The sequence below is a fragment of the Pseudarthrobacter sp. NamE2 genome, assembly GCF_005796205.1.
Lineage (GTDB): Bacteria > Actinomycetota > Actinomycetes > Actinomycetales > Micrococcaceae > Arthrobacter.
The window spans coordinates 69,926-87,427 of the sequence record NZ_VAHN01000013.1 but is presented as its reverse complement, the minus strand read 5'-3'; the positions used below and the strand labels follow the sequence as shown (position 1 = coordinate 87,427).

16 protein-coding genes and 1 pseudogene are annotated in these 17,502 nt (G+C 66.1%); 2 read left to right on the top strand and 15 right to left on the bottom strand.

Going from position 1 to position 17,502, the window contains the following annotated elements:
• Positions 1-18 precede the first annotated feature (18 nt).
• The 11 genes and pseudogenes from FDW83_RS15195 to FDW83_RS15145 all read right to left on the bottom strand — a co-directional run bounded on the left by FDW83_RS15195 (position 19) and on the right by FDW83_RS15145 (position 11,688).
• The gene (locus FDW83_RS15195) at positions 19-465 is read right to left on the bottom strand and encodes an SRPBCC family protein (protein WP_138138915.1); all 447 of its coding nucleotides are present in this window, start codon (positions 463-465) and stop codon (positions 19-21) included.
• A gap of 42 nt (positions 466-507) precedes the next feature.
• The gene (locus FDW83_RS15190) at positions 508-1,449 is read right to left on the bottom strand and encodes a PLP-dependent cysteine synthase family protein (RefSeq protein WP_138138914.1); all 942 of its coding nucleotides are present in this window, start codon (positions 1,447-1,449) and stop codon (positions 508-510) included.
• 150 nt (positions 1,450-1,599) lie between these two features.
• Complete coding sequence (locus FDW83_RS15185) at positions 1,600-2,562, bottom strand: ABC transporter permease (RefSeq protein WP_138138913.1); 963 nt, start codon at positions 2,560-2,562, stop codon at positions 1,600-1,602.
• On the bottom strand, positions 2,552-3,277 hold the full coding sequence (locus FDW83_RS15180) for an ABC transporter ATP-binding protein (protein ID WP_138138912.1): 726 nt from the start codon (positions 3,275-3,277) through the stop codon (positions 2,552-2,554). The genes FDW83_RS15185 and FDW83_RS15180 overlap by 11 nt, the downstream gene beginning before the upstream one ends.
• Before the next feature lie 26 nt (positions 3,278-3,303).
• Positions 3,304-4,434, bottom strand: coding sequence for an ABC transporter substrate-binding protein (locus tag FDW83_RS15175; protein ID WP_138138942.1), 1,131 nt, complete (start codon positions 4,432-4,434; stop codon positions 3,304-3,306).
• Between the two features lie 130 nt (positions 4,435-4,564).
• A pseudogene (locus tag FDW83_RS15170) lies at positions 4,565-5,729 on the bottom strand (RtcB family protein).
• Between the two features lie 133 nt (positions 5,730-5,862).
• Positions 5,863-7,266, bottom strand: coding sequence for a sulfate adenylyltransferase subunit 1 (locus tag FDW83_RS15165; RefSeq protein WP_138138911.1), 1,404 nt, complete (start codon positions 7,264-7,266; stop codon positions 5,863-5,865).
• The gene (gene cysD / locus FDW83_RS15160; RefSeq protein ID WP_138138910.1) at positions 7,266-8,213 is read right to left on the bottom strand and encodes a sulfate adenylyltransferase subunit CysD; all 948 of its coding nucleotides are present in this window, start codon (positions 8,211-8,213) and stop codon (positions 7,266-7,268) included. The genes FDW83_RS15165 and cysD overlap by 1 nt, the downstream gene beginning before the upstream one ends.
• A complete protein-coding gene (locus FDW83_RS15155; protein WP_370281326.1) occupies positions 8,210-9,016 on the bottom strand; it encodes a phosphoadenylyl-sulfate reductase in 807 nt (268 codons plus the stop codon). Before FDW83_RS15155 ends, cysD begins: the two co-directional genes overlap by 4 nt.
• Entirely contained in the window at positions 9,013-10,758 is a 1,746-nt protein-coding gene (locus tag FDW83_RS15150; protein WP_138138909.1) for a nitrite/sulfite reductase, read from the bottom strand. The genes FDW83_RS15155 and FDW83_RS15150 overlap by 4 nt, the downstream gene beginning before the upstream one ends.
• A 54-nt stretch (positions 10,759-10,812) precedes the next feature.
• A complete protein-coding gene (locus FDW83_RS15145) occupies positions 10,813-11,688 on the bottom strand; it encodes a sirohydrochlorin chelatase (RefSeq protein ID WP_138138908.1) in 876 nt (291 codons plus the stop codon).
• Positions 11,689-11,748: 60 nt separating this feature from the next.
• Between FDW83_RS15145 and FDW83_RS15140 the strand changes: the two genes are divergently transcribed.
• Both FDW83_RS15140 and FDW83_RS15135 read left to right on the top strand, forming a co-directional pair.
• Positions 11,749-12,414: a trimeric intracellular cation channel family protein gene (locus tag FDW83_RS15140; RefSeq protein ID WP_138138907.1), complete on the top strand. Its 666-nt coding sequence runs from the start codon at positions 11,749-11,751 to the stop codon at positions 12,412-12,414.
• Between the two features lie 13 nt (positions 12,415-12,427).
• Positions 12,428-12,850: a hypothetical protein gene (locus FDW83_RS15135; RefSeq protein ID WP_138138906.1), complete on the top strand. Its 423-nt coding sequence runs from the start codon at positions 12,428-12,430 to the stop codon at positions 12,848-12,850.
• Between the two features lie 103 nt (positions 12,851-12,953).
• Here the strand turns inward: FDW83_RS15135 and FDW83_RS15130 are convergent, their stop codons facing one another.
• From FDW83_RS15130 to FDW83_RS15115, 4 genes are all read right to left on the bottom strand, one after another.
• Entirely contained in the window at positions 12,954-13,793 is an 840-nt protein-coding gene (locus FDW83_RS15130; protein WP_138138905.1) for a DUF559 domain-containing protein, read from the bottom strand.
• A 387-nt stretch (positions 13,794-14,180) separates the two neighbouring features.
• Positions 14,181-15,281: a polyprenyl synthetase family protein gene (locus FDW83_RS15125; RefSeq protein WP_138138904.1), complete on the bottom strand. Its 1,101-nt coding sequence runs from the start codon at positions 15,279-15,281 to the stop codon at positions 14,181-14,183.
• A complete protein-coding gene (locus tag FDW83_RS15120; RefSeq protein WP_138138903.1) occupies positions 15,278-16,609 on the bottom strand; it encodes a geranylgeranyl reductase family protein in 1,332 nt (443 codons plus the stop codon). Before FDW83_RS15120 ends, FDW83_RS15125 begins: the two co-directional genes overlap by 4 nt.
• A gap of 5 nt (positions 16,610-16,614) precedes the next feature.
• Complete coding sequence (locus FDW83_RS15115; RefSeq protein WP_240721007.1) at positions 16,615-17,391, bottom strand: demethylmenaquinone methyltransferase; 777 nt, start codon at positions 17,389-17,391, stop codon at positions 16,615-16,617.
• Positions 17,392-17,502: the final 111 nt, after the last annotated feature.

The following is a 17,502-nucleotide window of genomic DNA, read 5'->3' as shown; positions in this document are numbered from 1 at the left end:
GTCACAAACCGCGACGGGCTATTCGAGGCCCGCGACGAACCGGCCGCGGTCCCGGATAAGCCGCTGCAGGTACCGGCGCAACACCATCTGCTCCAGTACCCGTCCCAGAAGCCCGAACGGTGCAGTGAATTCGACCCGGTCAGTCATGATGCTTCCGCCGGCCGTTGCTTCGAACTCATGGACATGGCGAAAGGACTTGAACGGCCCGCGGACCTGCTCGTCCACGAAGCTCCTGGGAAAATCGAGTGCCGTGACGCGGCTGCTCATGGTGAGCGGCAGTCCGAAGTGCCGCGCCCGCCACATGACCTCCTGGCCTTGGCCGATCAGCCCCGACGTCACACCGTCCACCGCCCGCTCCCTCGAGCCTTGTTGGGATTCAACGTGAAGGTCAATGCTGCGGGCCAGGTCAAAGAGCCGCTCCGGGGGCAGGACGGACTCGGTGCGGCACACAAAGCTGACGGTCATGGTGCCAGTCTCCCAGGTTCCCGGAGGTTGGGGTGGGGCGCTCTATCCGTACAGCCCGGTGCTGAGATACCGGAACCCGGAGTCCACCATGATGGTGACGACGGTCGCTTCCGTGCCAAGCTGTTCGGCTACCCGCAGGGCGGCAACGACATTACCTCCCGAGGAGGTACCGGCGAAGATCCCTTCCTCCCGGGCAAGGCGTCGGCTCATGGCCATCGCCTCCTCGGACGATACCCGCTCTATCGCATCAACTTCCTCCGGTTCCCAGAGCGGCGGCGTGAACCCGATCCCGATTCCTTCTATCCGGTGGGAGCCGGTAGGACCACCGGATAGTACGGACGACTCAGCCGGCTCAACCGCAACAACCCTCAGCGCCGGCAGGCGCGGGCGCAGGGCGCGGGCGGCGCCGTGAATGGAGTGGGCAGTCCCGACAGAGTGGACGAAGGCGTTTACCCGGCCGTGCGATTGCTGCCAGATCTCCTCGCCCATGCCCAGGTACCCGGTGATGGCGTCGCGGTTGTTGAGCTGGTCGCAGGCCCAGTGGCCCGGCTGTGCGCTCAGTTCGCCTGCGCGGGCGATCATCGCCTTAATCAGTGTTTCAGTAATGCGCCCGCCGTCGCTTGGGACGTCCTCGACTATTGCCCCCAGCGCCTCCATGGTGCGGCGTTTCTCGCCGCTGAATGCGTCCGAGAACACGACATGCAGCCGGTAGCCCTTGGCTGCGCAGGCCAGCGCGAGCGAGATGCCTGTTGTCCCGGCGGTGTACTCGACGACCGTATCGCCCGGGCTGATATCACCGCGGGCTTCTGCGGCTGCAACCGCGGCCACGGCCATCCTGTCCTTCATGCTTCCGGTTGGGTTCGCAAACTCCAGCTTCGCGAGCACCCGTGCTGACCCCGGCGGCACCACGTTCCGCAGTTGGATCAGCGGTGTGGAGCCTATCCCCGCCAGTATTCCTTGACCTGGATCCAGTGCCTTTCCCATGTGTCCGCCTCATCCTGAGCGCTGCCCCGGCCCGGAGCGGTCCGGTAAAGATCAAGGTATACCTGCTTTGAAGGGAAGCACAGCAAAGCCCGGCGGCGGGAGTCACCGCCGGGCTTGTCCGGACGTTTGCGGGGTGCGGTGAGCCGGAGGCTACCGGGTGCTGCCGGCGAGAAGGCCGCGGCGGCGCAGGAGGCGCTTCTCGACCGGGCCGAAAACCAGGAGTTCGATCAGGATGCCGACGGCGAGGATCAGCAGGATCGCGGACATCACCACAGTCATGTCGGACAGGATGCGGCCCTGGTCGAGCAACGAGCCCAAACCAAACCCGATGGTGCCGCCCACGGCGATGATTTCGGCGGCCATGAGCGAGCGCCAGGAGAAGGCCCAGCCCTGCTTGAGGCCGCCCAGGTAACCCGGCAGCGCAGCCGGAAGGATGACCTGGAGCGCCATCTGCAGCCGCGAAGCGCCGAGGACGGTCCCCACGCGGCGGTACTGCGGCGGGATCTGGTCCACGCCGGATATGAGGCCGTTGATGATGGACGGGATGGCGCCCATGAATACCACGAAATACACGGTGGCGTCTGTGAGTCCAAACCAGATGATCGCCGCCGGCACCCAGGCCACCGAGGGCAGGACCTGGAGGCCGGAGATGAGCGGACCGAACGCCCGGCGCAGCGGTGCCACCTGGGCAAGCAACAGGCCCACGGGCGTGGCGATGGCCACCGAAATCAGGAAACCCACCAGGCCGCGCTGCAGCGAGGTCCAGACAGCTTCCTGCAGCTTCCCCTCGTTCCAGAGAACGCCCATCTGGGTCATGACATCCAGCGGCCCGGGCACCAGGTCGCGCCGCTTCACCCCGAGCGAGACATAGAACTGCCAGACCAGGATCAGGACCGCCAAGGCTGCGATCGGCAGCAGGATCCGGCTCCATTCGATGCGGTGCTTGCGGTCGGCGTCGGACTGCAGCGAGTCCAGCCCCGATTCAAGTTCCCGGAGGTCCTCGTTCCCCGTGGACGTCCTCGTTAAGGCGGCGTGGACGTGCGCGGCCGGCCTGGTTTCGACAGGCTCAACCACCGGTTCGGTCTCGGCCACGGGTGTCTGGTTACTTGGCATGGCGGCGAATCTCCTCCCGCAGCCGGGCGGTGATGACCCCGGTCAGCTGGCCGGCGAGCCCGGCGTCGGTTCGGTGTTCCTCGGTGACGGCCCACTCCTGGACCACGCGGCCGGGGCGGGACGAAAGCAGCAGCACGCGCTGGCCCAGGCGGACGGCTTCGCGGACGTTGTGGGTTACAAAGACGATGGTGCGGCCGGTTTCCTTCCAGATCCGCTCAAGCTCATCGTGCAGCAGGTCGCGGGTGATGGCATCGAGTGCGGCGAACGGCTCGTCCATGAGCAGGAGTTGCCGGTCCTGGGCCAGCGACCGCGCCAGCGAGACGCGCTGCCGCATGCCGCCGGACAGTTCGTGCGGGCGCTTGTCCCCCGCCGCGCCGAGGTGCACCAGTTCCAGGAGTTCCTGTGCCTTCGCCCGGCGCTCCGACTTGCCCACGCCGCGCAGCTTCAGGGCCAGCTCAATGTTCTCCCGGGCGGTCAGCCACGGAAAGAGGGCGGCATCCTGGAACATAAAGGCCGCACCGTCACTGGGCACTTCCAGGGCGCCCGACGTCGGCGCCTCCAGTCCCGCGATGATGTTCAGCAGGGTGGACTTGCCGCAGCCGGAGGCACCCAGGAGGGCAACGAACTCGCCCTGCTTGATATTGGCGTTGACGTCGTCCAGTACCGGGGCGCCGTCGCCAAAGCGCTTGCCCAGATGTTCCAGTACGACTGGCATGGTGCCGTCCTTAGGTAGAGGGTGGATCAGTCCTGGCCGAGGCCGGCCGCTGAAATCGTGGTGGTGGCGCCGGCAACTTCATTGAGGGCGCGGAGATCGAAGAGTCCGTTGATGTCGGCCTGCTTGGTGGTGCCGGCTTCGACGCCGTCCTGCAGCAGCCGCGGGTACCCTCCCGCCAGCGGGTCGAGGGTGAAGGTGATGTTGGCGAGGGACCGGGCCAGGACGTCATCGGCCAGCGCGGCTCCGGCGGACTCCTGGAGAGCGGAGTTGATGACGCCGGCTTTCTGTTCCGCCGGAGTTTCGTTGAGCCAGGCCACGGATCTCACGTGCCCCGCAAGGAGGGCCTTCACCGTGTCCGGGTGTTCGCCCGCGAACTTCTGGTTCACGATCAGGACGGTGGTGGGGAACTCACCGGGCTTGCCGGTCCCGGTTCCGTCCCACAGGTCCTTTTCATCCACCAGCACCCTGGCTCCGGCCTGGAGTACCAGACGTGACGCCCACGGCTCAGGCAACCACGCGCCGTCGAGCTTTCCGTCCTGGAACAGCTTCAGGCTTTGCGCGTTTTCGGTGGGGTTGATGGCAACGTCGCCGCTTCCGTCCACGTTGGTCTTGTACCCCTGGTCCGCGAGCCAGGCGCGCAGGGCAACGTCCTGGGTGCCGCCGAGCTGCGGGGACGCGATGGTCTTGCCCTCGAGGTCGGCCGCCGAAGTAATGTCCGGCTTGACCACCAACTGCGCGCCTCCCGCTGCGGCACCGGCGATGATCCTGACGGATTCCCCGGAGCTCTTGACGAAGGAGTTGATGGCGGGGTTGGGGCCGATGTAGGCGGCGTCGATAGCGCCGGCGTTCAACGCCTCGATGGCCGCGGGACCTGCATTGAAGGTCTCGGTGCTGAGGATGGTGCTTCCCAGCGCCTCGGCCAAAAACCCTTCCTTGACACCAACCAATGCTGGAGCGTGCGTGACGTTGCCGAAGTAACCGAGCTTGAGTTCCGCCGCCGGACTGGGTGCAACGGCCTGCGCCTCGGTATTGCGTGACACAGTGGATGCCACAACGGCACCGACCACGATCAGGAGTACCAGCCCCACAGCCAGGGCGGCCTCGATGGCACGCTTGCGCTTGGGTACCGCGCTTTCGCCTGCCACGATGCGGGTCATCCCGGGCTTGGAAGTAGTCATTGTTTCACCATAGGGAGTGGCCCAAACCCGTTCAATGAAGCCTAAACGGGGGGTCACGCAGGTTCATCTAGCGTCATATTTGGACGCGGGGCCAGCCGGTCCCGGTGTCTTAATTGCCTTTGACGTTGACCAGCTGGCGCAGTTTGTGCCGTACCACCACCAGGTCCGCGGCGTCCTGCATCACCTGGTCGATCGGCTTGTAGGCGGCGGGAATCTCGTCGATGAACGCCTCGGACGCACGGAACTCGATGCCCCGCATTGCGCGCTTCAGTTCCTCCAGGGTGAAGGCTTTGCGTGCCGCGTTACGGGAGTATTCCCGGCCGGCGCCGTGGGGTGAAGAGTTGAGCGAGGCGGCATTGCCGCGGCCTTCCACAACGTACGATGCCGTTCCCATGGACCCCGGAATCAGTCCCGGGTCGCCGTGCTCGGCTTTGATGGCCCCCTTGCGGGACACCCACACCGGCTTGCCGTAATGGTTTTCCTGCTGCGTGAAGTTGTGGTGGCAGTTGATCCGCTCGAGTTCCTGCACCGGCCCGCCCACCCAGTGTCCGAACTGGCTGCTGACGCGGTCCATCATCTCTTCGCGGTTGAGCAGCGCGAAGTGCTGGGCCCAGCGGAGCTCGGCGATGTATCGGTCGAACTGCGGGGTGCCTTCATCCAGGTACGCCAGGTCCGGGTCCGGCAGGTAGACCTGGTTCTTCCGGCTTACGTGCTGGGCAACGCCGATGTGGTGCTGGGCGATCTTGTTGCCGATCCCCCGCGAGCCGGAGTGCAGGAAGAGCCAAACGTCGTCGGCCTCATCGGCGCAGATCTCGATGAAGTGGTTGCCCGACCCCAGGGACCCCAGCTGCAGTTCCCATTTCTCGACGTATTGTGCCGGGTTGAACCCTGCCTTGGCTGCCAGCTCTTTCAGCTCGGCGATCCGCGGTCCTGCCGTGGGCAGGACCTTCCTGTTGTTGTGGCCGGCGGACAGGGGGATGACGCGTTCAATGTCTTCGCGGATCCGCTTCCGGTCCTTCGGCAAATCCTTGACCGAGTACTGGGTGCGGACCGCGATCATTCCGCAACCGATGTCCACTCCAACCGCAGCCGGAATGATGGCGCAGCGTCGGGATTACCGAGCCCACAGTGGCACCCTTGCCCAGGTGGGCGTCCGGCATCAGGGCCAGGTGCGGGTAGATGAAGGGCAGGCCCGCGGTCCTGACTGCCTGCTCGCGGGTCTGGCTGTCGAGGATGGACGCCCAGTTCAAGAGCTTGGGGCTGATGGTTTCCACGGTTCCGCCTTCCGCCTCGCCAGGGACTAACGTGGCATCAAGGCTAACCCCGCGAACGCGAAATCGCCGGAACGCTGCTGAAACGCCGTAGCTATACGGCGATCTCGCAGCGTTCCGGCGATTTCGGCGAGAATTAGATGCTGTAGCGCTCGTCCTCGTGGTCGCCCGGGTGGTCCTTGACCATGCCCGCTGCCAGCGTGTTGCCGTCGAGCGGGTCGATCACCAGGAATGCACCCGTGCGGCGGTGGTGCAGGTAGTTCTCGAGCGGCAACGGCGCGGCGAGCCGGAGCTGCGCGTGGCCGATGTCGTTCAGTTCCAGGGTGGAGGCCTGCTCCAGCTGGAACGTGGACAGATCCAGCTTGCCGTTGACGTTGCGGACCAGCGCCTGGACGGTGCGGGTCCCGTGCTTCACCAGGACCTTGGCGCCTTCACGGAGGGGCTTCGGGGACAGCCAGCACAGCGATGCGTACAGGTCGGCGGAGGCTTCGCGGACGGTGCCGGCAGCGGCGATGGTGTCACCTCGGGCCACATCGAACTCCTCCGCCAGCCGGATGGCCACCGACTGCGGTGCCGAGGCTTCCTCCAGGGAGGCGCCGGCGAAGTCGATGCCCACCACCGTGGTGGTGCGCGGGTCCTGGCCGGGGGTCAGCACGGACACTTGGTCCCCCACCTTGACCGAGCCTTCGGTAATCTGCCCGGCGTATGCACGGTAGTCACGGTAGGCTTCCACGTCCAGGCCGGCAGCTACGGCGTCGGGAGCCAGGGCGCCCTGCGGCCGGATGACCAGCTGCACCGGGAAACGGAAGCTCTCCAGGTGGCTTTCCAGTTCGTCGGCAGCCGGCAGGGTCTCAAGGACCTCAAGCAGCGCGGGGCCGGTGTACCAGGGGGTGCGCCCGGAGCGCTCCACCACGTTGTCGCCGTCGAGCGCGGACACCGGGATGACCAGCAGGTCGCTGATGCCGTCCGAGCCGAGGCCAAGCTCGCGGCCGACCTGCTGCACGTCGGCCTCGATGTCCCGGAACACGGACTCGCTGAAGTCCACCAGGTCGATCTTGTTCACGGCCACGATCACGTGCGCCACGCGCAGCAGCTGCAGCACGGACAGGTGCCGGCGGGTCTGCTCCAGCACGCCCTTGCGGGCGTCAATAAGTACGACGACGGCATCCGCAGTGGATGCGCCCGTCACCGTGTTCTTGGTGTACTGCACGTGCCCGGGGCAGTCGGCCAGGATGAAGCTGCGGCGGTCGGTGGCGAAGTAGCGGTAGGCGACGTCGATGGTGATGCCCTGTTCACGCTCGGCGCGCAGGCCGTCGGTCAGGAGGGCAAGGTCGATGCCGCCCTTGTCGCCGCCGAAACCGCGGTCCGCGGAGGTGCGGGCAACGGCGTCGAGCTGGTCGGCCAGGATCGCTTTGGAATCGTGGAGGAGGCGGCCCACCAAGGTGGACTTGCCGTCGTCGACCGATCCTGCGGTGGCGAACCGGAAGAGCGTAGTTGGAAGGGCTGTTTCCAGCTCAGCTGCCAGGGTGTCGGTGCTCATTAGAAATACCCGTCCTTCTTGCGGTCTTCCATGGCGGCCTCGGAGATGCGGTCGTCGGCCCGGGTGGCGCCACGTTCGGTCAGGGTGGAGGCAGCGACTTCCACCACCACGTCGGACACCGTGAAGGCGTTCGACTCAACAGCGCCGGTGCAGGACATGTCGCCCACAGTGCGGTAGCGGACGGTCTTGGTGATGACCTGTTCGCCCTCGCGCGGCCGGGACACCTCGCCCACGGCACGCCACATGCCGTCCCGGGCGAACACTTCGCGCTCGTGCGCGTAGTAGAGGCTGGGCAGCTCGATGTTCTCGCGCTCGATGTAGCGCCAGATGTCCAGCTCGGTCCAGTTGCTGATGGGGAAAGCACGGACGTGCTGGCCGACAGTGTGGCGGCCGTTGTACAGGTTCCACAGCTCGGGGCGCTGGTTGCGCGGATCCCACTGGCCGAACTCGTCGCGCAGGCTCAGGATGCGCTCCTTGGCGCGGGCCTTGTCCTCGTCGCGGCGGCCGCCGCCGAACACGGCGTCGAACCTGTTCTGCTGGATGGCGTCCAGCAAAGGGACGGTCTGCAGCGGGTTGCGGGTACCGTCGGCACGCTCGGCGAGCTCGCCGCGGTCGATGAACTCCTGCACGGAGCCCACCACGAGCTTCAGGCCCAGGCGCTCCACGGTGCGGTCGCGGAAGTCGATGACCTCGGGGAAGTTGTGTCCGGTGTCCACGTGCAGGACAGGAAACGGAACCTTGCCGGGCCAGAACGCCTTGGTGGCCAGGTGCAGCATCACTACGGAGTCCTTGCCGCCGGAAAACAGCAGCGCTGGCTTCTCGAACTCGGCCACAACCTCGCGGATGATGTGGATGGCCTCGGATTCGAGGGTGTCCAGGCTGCTCAGTCGGGTGGAGACGGCGGAGTCGGTCACCTGGGTGGTCTCCTCGGTTACTGATGTGCTCATACGTGTAGTCCGCATTCTGTCTTGTTGGTTCCTGCCCAGCGGCCGGCGCGGGGGTCCTCGCCGGGAGCCACTTTGCGGGTGCAGGGCTGGCAGCCGATGGACGGGTAGCCCTGGGACAGGAGCGGGTTGACGGGCAGGAGGTTGTCGTCGGAATACTGGACCAGCTGGTCGAACGTCCAGGCGGCCATCGGGTTGACCTTGATCAGGCCGTTCTTCTCATCCCATGTGACCAGCGGGGTGTTCGTGCGGGTGGGTGCCTCATCACGGCGGACACCCGTGAACCAGAGCTCGTAGTTGGCCAGGGTGCGCTGCAGTGGGGCCACCTTGCGGAGGGCGCAGCACTGGGCGGCATCGCGGGCAAACAGGTTCTTGCCGAGCAGCCGGTCCTGCTGCTCCACGGTATTCTCCGGAAGCACGTCCACCACGTTGACGCGGAGGTTCGCGGCAACCTCGTCACGCGTCGCATAGGTTTCAGGGAAGTGGTAGCCGGTTTCCAGGAACAGGACATCGACGCCGGGCATCTGGTCCGCCACCAGCGCGGGCAGCACGGCGTCGGCCATGGAGCAGGCGACGGCGACGGCCGGCATCTCGAAGTTCCGCTCCACCCAGGCGATTACGTCGCGGGCTGGTGCGTCCCAGCCCAGTTCGGCAGCGCCGGCCTCAGCGAGGGCCTTCAGTTCTTCCTTGGAGCGTTTGGGGGTTTCGACAGGCTCAACCACCGCGGTTGCCACAGTGGCCTCAACCTGTGCTGAAGCCTCGGCAGGTGCAACCACCGGATCAACACCGAGTGCGTGCTTACTCACTGGAGTGCCTCCTCGTCTGCTGCGTGGGCCCACTCGGCGAAGGTCTGGCCTTCGGCGCGCTGGGCCACGAATGTGCGGACCACGCGTTCGACGTAGTCGGGCAGGTCGTCGACGTAGACCTTGAGGCCGCGGACGGTGCGGCCCAGGCCTGCTTCCTCGCGGTTGTTGTTTGCCAGCCCGCCGCCCAGGTGGACCTGGAAGCCCGGGGAGGGGTCGCCGTCGGGCGTGGGAAGCATCATGCCCTTGAGGCCGATGTCCGCCGTCTGGATGCGGGCGCAGGAGTTGGGGCAGCCGTTGATGTGCAGGGACAGCGCCTGCGGCAGTTCGCCGGATTCTGCGAGGTCTGCCAGGCGGCGTTCCAGCTCGGCCACGGCGGTGGCAGCCGTGTGCTTGGTCTCCACGATGGCCAGCTTGCAGTACTCGATGCCGGTGCAGGCGATGGTGCCGCGGCGGAACACGGACGGGCGGGCGGACAGGCCCAGGGCGTCCAGTTCGGCCACCAGCGGCTCCACGTGGTCCTTCTCGACGTCCAGGACAACGAGCTTCTGGTGCGGTGTGGTGCGCAGACGGTAGGAGCCGCGGGCCTCCAGGGTGTCGGCGAGCTTGACCAGCGCGGCGCCGGACAGGCGGCCGGCCACCGGGGTAGCGCCGATGAAGAACTTGCCGTCCTTCTGCTCGTGCACGCCCACGTGGTCACCGGGGGTGGTGGGCTTCGGCGCGGCGGGGCCGTCGGCCAGCTTGTAGCCGAGGTATTCGTCCTCGAGGATCTGGCGGAACTTCTCCGGACCCCAGTCTGCCATCAGGAACTTCAGGCGGGCCTTGGTGCGCATGCGCCGGTAGCCGTAGTCACGGAAGATGCTGGTGACGCCGAGCCAGACGTCCGCTGCCTGCTCGGGCTTGACGAACGCACCGAGGCGCTTGCCCAGCATGGGGTTGGTGGACAGCGCGCCGCCGGCCCAGAGGTCGTAGCCGACGCCCAGTTCGGGGTGGCGGACGCCCACCAGGGCGAAGTCGTTGATCTCGTGCACCACGTCCTGGCTGGGGTGGCCGGTGATGGCGCTCTTGTACTTGCGCGGCAGGTTGGACAGCAGCGGGTTTCCGATGAACCGCTCCCCCAGCTCCTCGATCAGCCGGGTGGGGTCGATGATCTCGTCCTTGGCGATGCCGGCCACGGGCGAGCCAAGGATGACGCGGGGAACGTCGCCGCAGGCCTCGGTGGTGGACAGGCCGACGGCCTCCAGCCGGTTCCAGATCTCAGGGATGTCCTCGACGCGGATCCAGTGCAGCTGGATGTTCTGCCGGTCGGTGAGGTCGGCGGAGTCCCGGGCAAAGTCCACGGAGATCTGGCCGATGACGCGCAGCTGCTCGGTGGTGAGCGCGCCACCGTCGATCCGCACGCGCAGCATGAAGTACTTGTCCTCGAGCTCGTGCGGCTCAAGGGTTGCGGTCTTGCCGCCGTCGATCCCGGGCTTGCGCTGGGTGTAAAGGCCCCACCAGCGGAACCGGCCGTGCAGGTCCTGGCCGGGGATGGCGTCGAAGCCCTCTTTGGCGTAGATGGTCTCGATACGCTCGCGCACGTTGAGGCCGTCGTCTTCCTGCTTCCAGGTTTCGTTGGCGTTCAGCGGCGTCTTGCCGTCCACTTTCCACTGCCCGTGCGGCTTTGCAGCGGGACGGGACGGGCGGGCGGGGCGCTTGGGGGCAGCGGAATCCGCCGACGCTCCGGCTAGAGCTGTATCAGTCATGCATCGACTCTAGGTCCCGCCCGAATCGCGTCACAAAGGACCGGAAACGCTAAGTCACCTAGGGAAATATTTCGTCACGAAACGCCGGACGGCCTTGATCAGGCCACCCTGCTGTGTATCGGTTCCACCTGTCGAGGGGGCCGGGCCGCTGGCGGCGCCCGCTGCGGGTGCTTTCACCGGTGCCGCGGCTGCCGCTTCCGCAGCTTTCACGACGGCGGCGTCGTACCTTTCCAGGGCAATTTCGGCAATGACGCGGGACGGCAGGAGGGGCTCTGTCACGACGTCGGCACCCGCCTTGGCCAGCTGGTCGTGGAAGTAGCCCGGCGCCAGGAGATAGGAGGCGATCACCACCCGCCCACCGACGTCGACACCTCCCGCGGACTCCCCCGCCCCGGCGCCTCCGGCGAGCTCCTCCCGAAGCATCGCTACGGCGTCGGGCACGGAAGGCTTGGCGGAGGCACCGTACGCGGCCACCATCCGGTTGGAACGAAGCTGGCTGAGCTGGCCGAGGAGTTCCTCCACACTCTTTGCGGCGTTCGGGTTCGAGGAACCCGCGGCAGCCAGCACCACCACGTCATTGTCCGTGACGCCGGCCTCGCGCAGGCGCTGGTCGAGCAGTGCGGCCAGGCGCGGATCGGGGCCAAGGGGCGCGGCGGCCGCACTGCCCGGCCGGCTCTTCACGGCCCGCGCGATGTCCACTTTCACGTGGTAGCCGACGCTGAGCAGCAGGGGCACCACGACGGCGGACTCACCCTCCGGCAGGCCGGCCATCACATCCACCAGATCGGGCTGCTGGACGTCCACATACGCTTCCCGGACGTCGAGCCCGGGGCGGAGCTCGGCGATGGCGGCGCGCAGGGCGTTGACCTCAGCCGCCCCCTGCTCGTTGGACGTCCCGTGGGCGCAGGCGATCATGATGGGGCTGTTCATAGGGGCTAGCGTAACGTTGGAGCCGTCCTGTCCGCCCTTCTTGAATCACCGGGACGCTCCATGACGTTTCCTTTTGACATCGCCCTGGTGTGGCTGGACCTGGCCGGTGTCTTCTTCTTCGCCGTCTCGGGGTCCCTGCTGGCAGCGCGGAAGCAGTTCGACATCCTGGGGTCGCTGCTTTTGGCTTCTCTGGTGTCACTGGGTGGCGGCGTGATCCGGGACATCATCCTCAATACTGTTCCCGCCGCCTTCACCAATCCCGCCTACCTGGTACCGCCATTGCTGGCCACGGTCCTGGTGTACTTTCTGTATTCCAGCGTGCAGCGCTTTACCTCCCTTTTGGTGCTGTTCGACGCCGGCGGGCTGGGGTTGTTCTGCATCACCGGGACGCTGAAGGCGCTCTCGTTCGGGGTGAACCCGCTGGCCGCGGTCCTGCTGGGCGTGGCCACCGCGGTGGGCGGCGGGCTGTTGCGCGACATCACCGCGAACGAAGTGCCGCAGCTCTTCGATAACCGGGACCTCTACGCCCTGCCTGCCTTCTCGGGCGCGGCCCTGACTTCTGTCCTCTGGGTGACCGGCACTTTCAACGCTGTTACCGCCTGCCTGGTTGCGGGTGTAGTTTTCACTTTCCGGGTGGTGGCGTGGCGCCGTCATTGGTACGTTCCGCTGGCCGTCCGCGGCTGGCACCGGGCACCTGAGGCCCGCAAATCGCGGGGCGGCGATTAGCTAGGATATGACCATGACTGACATGTTCCTCGAGAAATTCCGTGCGCTGGTTCCGAAGTATCTCGAGGATGAATGGCAGGTAGAGGACGGGCTGTCCCAGGCAGAGCTCGATGAGGCCCTCGCCGAACACAAGTTCCAGATCCCGCTGGTCCTGCGCGAGTTCTACCTTGCCCTTGGCGGCTGCGAGGACCTCATGGAGGCCTACCACTACTTCTGGGACCCGGACGAACTTGAGGTCGACGACGAAGGCTTCCTGATGTTCCTCGAGGACGAGGATGAGGAATACACTTGGGGTTTCCGCGTCGGCGACCTCGGCATCCCGGACCCCATCGTGTACCGCCGCAACAACGTCCGCGGCCAGTGGAAGTCCGAGGAAGGCACCTTCTCCGAGTTTGTGTTCGACATGTTCGAGTGGGCCTTCGAGGACGAAGACTAGCTTTCTCCTGCTCCTCCTTCCTGGGGCACATTGGCACGGACACTCCGTAGAGCAGGCCACCTTCCTTGCTGACCGGGCCCAAAGTGCCCTAGGACGGCGGCATTCACCTTGCGCTGAAGGCGCCCCGGCGGCTCTGCTCCAGAACTGCCAAAACCTGGGCTACCATCCGCTCAGGCTGATGAACCACGTCCGCGTAGCTGAATCGCAGGCAGAGGCGTCCTCCGATCACAGTGGCGTTGTTCCGTGATCTGTCCTTCTTCACTTGTTGCGGCTCCAGATGTGTCGCGCCGTCAGTCTCCACCACAAGGCAGTCCTCAATCAGGAAATCCACCTCGCCCACGCCTCGAAGCTCTACATGCCTGCGAAGGTGTAGGTTGGCCCGCCGAAAGTGGTAATTGGCCAGCACTTCGAGAATGGAATCCGCCCGCGGAATCACGTAGTCCAACATCAACCGGGCGCGGGCATTGCGGTTGCCGGGAAGCTTCTGGCGCAGGAACTCCACCGTAACGTCCCCTCGTTGGGCTGCGGACTGAACCATAGCCAGGGATTCCACGACCGGCAGGCAGTGCAGTGCATGAATCAAAACGTCCGCCAGTCCGGCTACAGGCAGCCAGGGGTGGACGGGATGCAGGAGACGCCCGTGTGAAACTGTTCCCGGCACTGTTTTCTTGTGGCCCGGACTCAGGTGGACCACTTCGGGGTCCTGCAGTGTCCACAAGCTGTATGTGGGGGCAGCAGACAGGCAGGTGAGCAACGCGTTGTGCCGCAGGGCCAGGCCGAGCGCGCCGCCTCCACGGGGCAGGCTGTAGACGCCGCGCCGCACCCGGACAATGCGGCCGGCAGCCAACTCTTTATCAACCACGGTTCGCGAATACCCGAACCGGCGGAGGTCCAGAGTACGGGCTCCGCCTCCCCTACCACGGAGAAAAGCTTCAATGTCCATGGCTTCACGATCGCCGGAAGCTCAATTGAGGGACAGATACCGGCTGGGCCATGTGGAGAACAAGCCGTCGAAAGGCATTTGAACACGGACACGCCGCGTTGCAAGTACGGGATCCCGCTATTGGCCCTGGATGTGCCCCACGAAGGCCATGAGGCGCCGGAAAGTGATGTGACACATGCAGTAAAGCCCGGTTTGCATTCTGTGACAGATGTGTCATATCCTGTTTCTGGATCCGCTAAACGCCTCCGGCGGGTCTGATGCGAACGGAGAGATAGCCCCGGTTCAGAGCAACCTAGTTGCCGAGGACCGGGGCTGTCCCGTTTAAGCACAGGACACCAGGAAAATGCCCGGCCCCACGAAAAGGAGCCGGGCACCACGGAAAGAGAACTAGCTGGCGCGGTCCACCACGGCCAGCGCGAAGTTGGACAGCGATTCCTTGACCACGCCCTCGGGCAGGGGGGCCAGCGCGGCAATCGCTTCGTCAGCCCATTGGCGCGCCACAACCCAGGATTCCGCGGTCACCGGGTGCTCGCGCAGTCCGGCCACGGCTTCGGCAAGTGCTTCGTCTGAGGTGAGGTCGCCGTCCACCAGCTTGAGGAGTTCGACGGCGGACTGGTCACCGTTCCCGGCAGCCCTGCGCAGGAGCAGAACGGGCAGGGTGGGAACGCCTTCGCGCAGGTCGGTTCCCGGGGACTTGCCGGACTTCACCTTCACCCCGGTCACGTCGATGACGTCGTCAGCGAGCTGGAACGCCACGCCAACCTTCTCGCCGTATTCCACCAGGACGTCCTCGTAGGCCTCATCAGCCCCGGAGAAGATGGCACCGAGCTGCCCTGAGGCGGCAACGAGCGAGCCGGTCTTGTCCGCAAGCACAGAGAGGTAGTGTTCCACCGCGTCCTCGTCCGGCCGCGGTCCTACGGTTTCATGGAGCTGGCCCAGGCACAGCCGTTCGAAGGTCCGGGCCTGGATGCCCAGTGCACGCCCGCCGAGTTCGGACACCAGGATGGAGGCCCGGGCGAAAATCAAATCGCCGGTGAGCACGGCCACCGAGTTGCCCCACACTTCGTGGGCCGTGGGGGCGCCGCGGCGGAACGGCGCGGAGTCCATGACGTCGTCGTGGTACAAGGTTGCCAGGTGCGTCAGTTCAACCACGACGGCGGCCTGCACCACGGCGGGCAGGGACGCGTCGCCGAGGTGGGCGCAGAGCAGGGTCAGCAGCGGGCGGATGCGCTTGCCGCCGGCTTCAACGAGGTGACGCGACGTTGCGTCTGCCAGGGGGTCGGAGTTGGCGATGGCTTCGCGGAGCTTCTTCTCCACCCGGGCCAGGTTGTTGGTGAGGGCGGGACCCAGTTCGGCATCCTCGGCGATGGCGGCGAAACCTGCGGGCAGCTGGAGTCCGGTGGCGATGGCGCTGGTGTTGAGGCTTGGTTCAGCGTCGGTCATGCCGTGTCCGGCGTGGGTCCAGCTGTGTTCTGCGGGTTTGGTCACGGGTTAACCCTAACTTTTTGTTTCGGATACCGCTGGTTCGAAGCCGACGGGGTATTGGATGTGGCCGGAACCAGCGCTTCGAGGATCCGGATCATCCGGTCCTCGATGCCCTTGGCTGACGGGTCCGTGAGGTTGGCCAGCAGCCGGACCACAAAGCGCATCAGCACCGGGACCGGCATGCCGGTCCGGAGCGCGAGCTGCATGACGGCGGGCTTGCCGATCAGCGCGGCAAAAACCCGGCCGAGCGTGAAGTGGCGTCCCCACTGTTCCCGCACGTAGTCCGCGTACCGGGCAAGGTGCGCGTCGGCGTCGTACGTTCCCCCGCTGGCCAGCGAACGGGCGGAGGCGTCGATGATGAATTCGGCGGCGAAGCGGGCGGACTCCATGGCATAGGAGATGCCCTCGCCGTTGAACGGTGAGACCATGCCGCCGGCGTCACCCAGCAGCAGCAGGCCGGGCGAGTAGTGCGGTGTGCGGTTGAAGCCCATGGGCAGTGCGGCGCCGCGGATCTCGCCCACCTGGTTCTCCGGGGTGAAGCCCCACTCAGCGGGCATGCCGGCGGTCCATTCGCGCAGGACCTGCTTGTAGTCGAGCTTGCCGAACTCCCTGGACGAGTTGAGGATGCCCAGGCCCACGTTGGAGGTGCCGTCGCCGACGCCGAACACCCAGCCGTAGCCGGGCAGCAGCCTGCCGTCGCGGCCGGGGAGCTCCAGCCAGCCTTCCATCCAGTCGTCATCGGTGCGCGGGGACGTAAAGTACGTGCGGACGGCCACGCCAAGCGGTCGGTCGTCGCGTTTTTGGATCCCGAGGGACACCGCGGTGCGGGTGGAGTTGCCGTCAGCAGCGAGCACGACGTCGGCGCTGAAGTCGCGCGTCTCCCCCGTCTTGCGTCCGGACTCGTTTAGGAGCGCTGCGCGGACGCCGGTCACGCGGCCGTCCTCCGAGTGCAAGGCGTCGGTGACGCTGTGCCGCTCGAGGATGGTTGCGCCGGCGGACTGGGCGTGCCGGGCGAGTTCCTCGTCGAAACCCATCCGGGTGCGGATCAGGCCGTACTGCGGGAAGTCCGAAACCTCTGGCCACGGCAGCTCGATGGTCCGGCCGCCGGCGATCAGGCGCAGGCCCTTGTTGCGCCGCCAGCCGTCGTGTTCCGGATGCGGCAAGCCCAGCTTCTGGATCTCCCGGACGGCACGCGGCGTCAGGCCGTCGCCGCACACCTTCTCGCGCGGGAAGCTGGTCTTCTCCAGCACCGTGACCTCAATGCCGGCTTTGGCGAGATAGTAGGCAGCGGTGGATCCGGCCGGCCCCGCGCCGACAATCAGTACCTTCATCCGGGTCAGCGGGTGATGTTGCGGCGCAGCTTGGCCACCGGGCCCTTGTTCGCGGCGATGGCGGCAGCAGCGCCGTCGGGCGTTGTATCGGCAGCCTTGAACGCGCGGTGCACCGCCACGATGCCGCCTGTGAGGTTGCGGTAGGTGACGTTCTCCCAGCCGGTTTCCTGCAGCCAGGCGGCCAGGTTGTCCTGGTCCGGCCATGCACGGATGGACTCGGCGAGGTAGACGTATGCGTCCGGGTTCGAGGCCACCTTGGTGGCAATCGCCGGAAGCGCGCGCATCAGGTACTCGGTGTACATGGTGCGCCACAGCGGAACCACGGGCTGGGAGAACTCGGCGATGACCAGGCGCCCGCCGGGCTTGGTGACGCGGAGCATCTCCTGCAGCGCCTTCTTGGGCTCGTTGACGTTGCGCAGGCCGAAGGAGATGGTGGTGGCGTCGAAAGAGTTGTCCGCGAACGGCAGGTTGGTGGCGTCTCCGGCCACGAAGTTGATGTCCGGACGGCGGCGCTTGCCCACCTTCAGCATGCCGAGCGAGAAGTCGCAGGCCACCACGTCAATGCCGGCATCGGCATAAGGTTCGCTGGACGTTCCGGTGCCCGCGGCGAGGTCCAGGACGCGCTGGCCCTTGGAGACCTCCATCGCTTCCACCACAACCTTGCGCCAGCGGCGCGTCTGCCCCATGGAAAGGACATCGTTTACGACGTCGTATTTGGGGGCGACGTCGTCAAACATCGTGGCTACTTCGTCCGGACGCTTATCCAGGGATGCTCGGTTCACCATGACATTGTCTCAAAGGTTCGGCACGGCCCCGACCACCCCGAACAGGGATGCGCAAACCTGCGCATCCGGTTACTCGGCATGAAGGGTATTTTCGAGTACTAATGTTGT

Coding starts and splice junctions, on each gene's coding strand:
- FDW83_RS15195 (WP_138138915.1), bottom strand. CDS start 465: ATGACCGTCAGCTTTGTGTGCCGCACCGAGTCCGTCCTGCCCCCGGAG.
- FDW83_RS15190 (WP_138138914.1), bottom strand. CDS start 1,449: ATGGGAAAGGCACTGGATCCAGGTCAAGGAATACTGGCGGGGATAGGC.
- FDW83_RS15185 (WP_138138913.1), bottom strand. CDS start 2,562: ATGCCAAGTAACCAGACACCCGTGGCCGAGACCGAACCGGTGGTTGAG.
- FDW83_RS15180 (WP_138138912.1), bottom strand. CDS start 3,277: ATGCCAGTCGTACTGGAACATCTGGGCAAGCGCTTTGGCGACGGCGCC.
- FDW83_RS15175 (WP_138138942.1), bottom strand. CDS start 4,434: ATGACCCGCATCGTGGCAGGCGAAAGCGCGGTACCCAAGCGCAAGCGT.
- FDW83_RS15165 (WP_138138911.1), bottom strand. CDS start 7,266: ATGAGCACCGACACCCTGGCAGCTGAGCTGGAAACAGCCCTTCCAACT.
- cysD (WP_138138910.1), bottom strand. CDS start 8,213: ATGAGCACATCAGTAACCGAGGAGACCACCCAGGTGACCGACTCCGCC.
- FDW83_RS15150 (WP_138138909.1), bottom strand. CDS start 10,758: ATGACTGATACAGCTCTAGCCGGAGCGTCGGCGGATTCCGCTGCCCCC.
- FDW83_RS15145 (WP_138138908.1), bottom strand. CDS start 11,688: ATGAACAGCCCCATCATGATCGCCTGCGCCCACGGGACGTCCAACGAG.
- FDW83_RS15140 (WP_138138907.1), top strand. CDS start 11,749: ATGACGTTTCCTTTTGACATCGCCCTGGTGTGGCTGGACCTGGCCGGT.
- FDW83_RS15135 (WP_138138906.1), top strand. CDS start 12,428: ATGACTGACATGTTCCTCGAGAAATTCCGTGCGCTGGTTCCGAAGTAT.
- FDW83_RS15130 (WP_138138905.1), bottom strand. CDS start 13,793: ATGGACATTGAAGCTTTTCTCCGTGGTAGGGGAGGCGGAGCCCGTACT.
- FDW83_RS15120 (WP_138138903.1), bottom strand. CDS start 16,609: ATGAAGGTACTGATTGTCGGCGCGGGGCCGGCCGGATCCACCGCTGCC.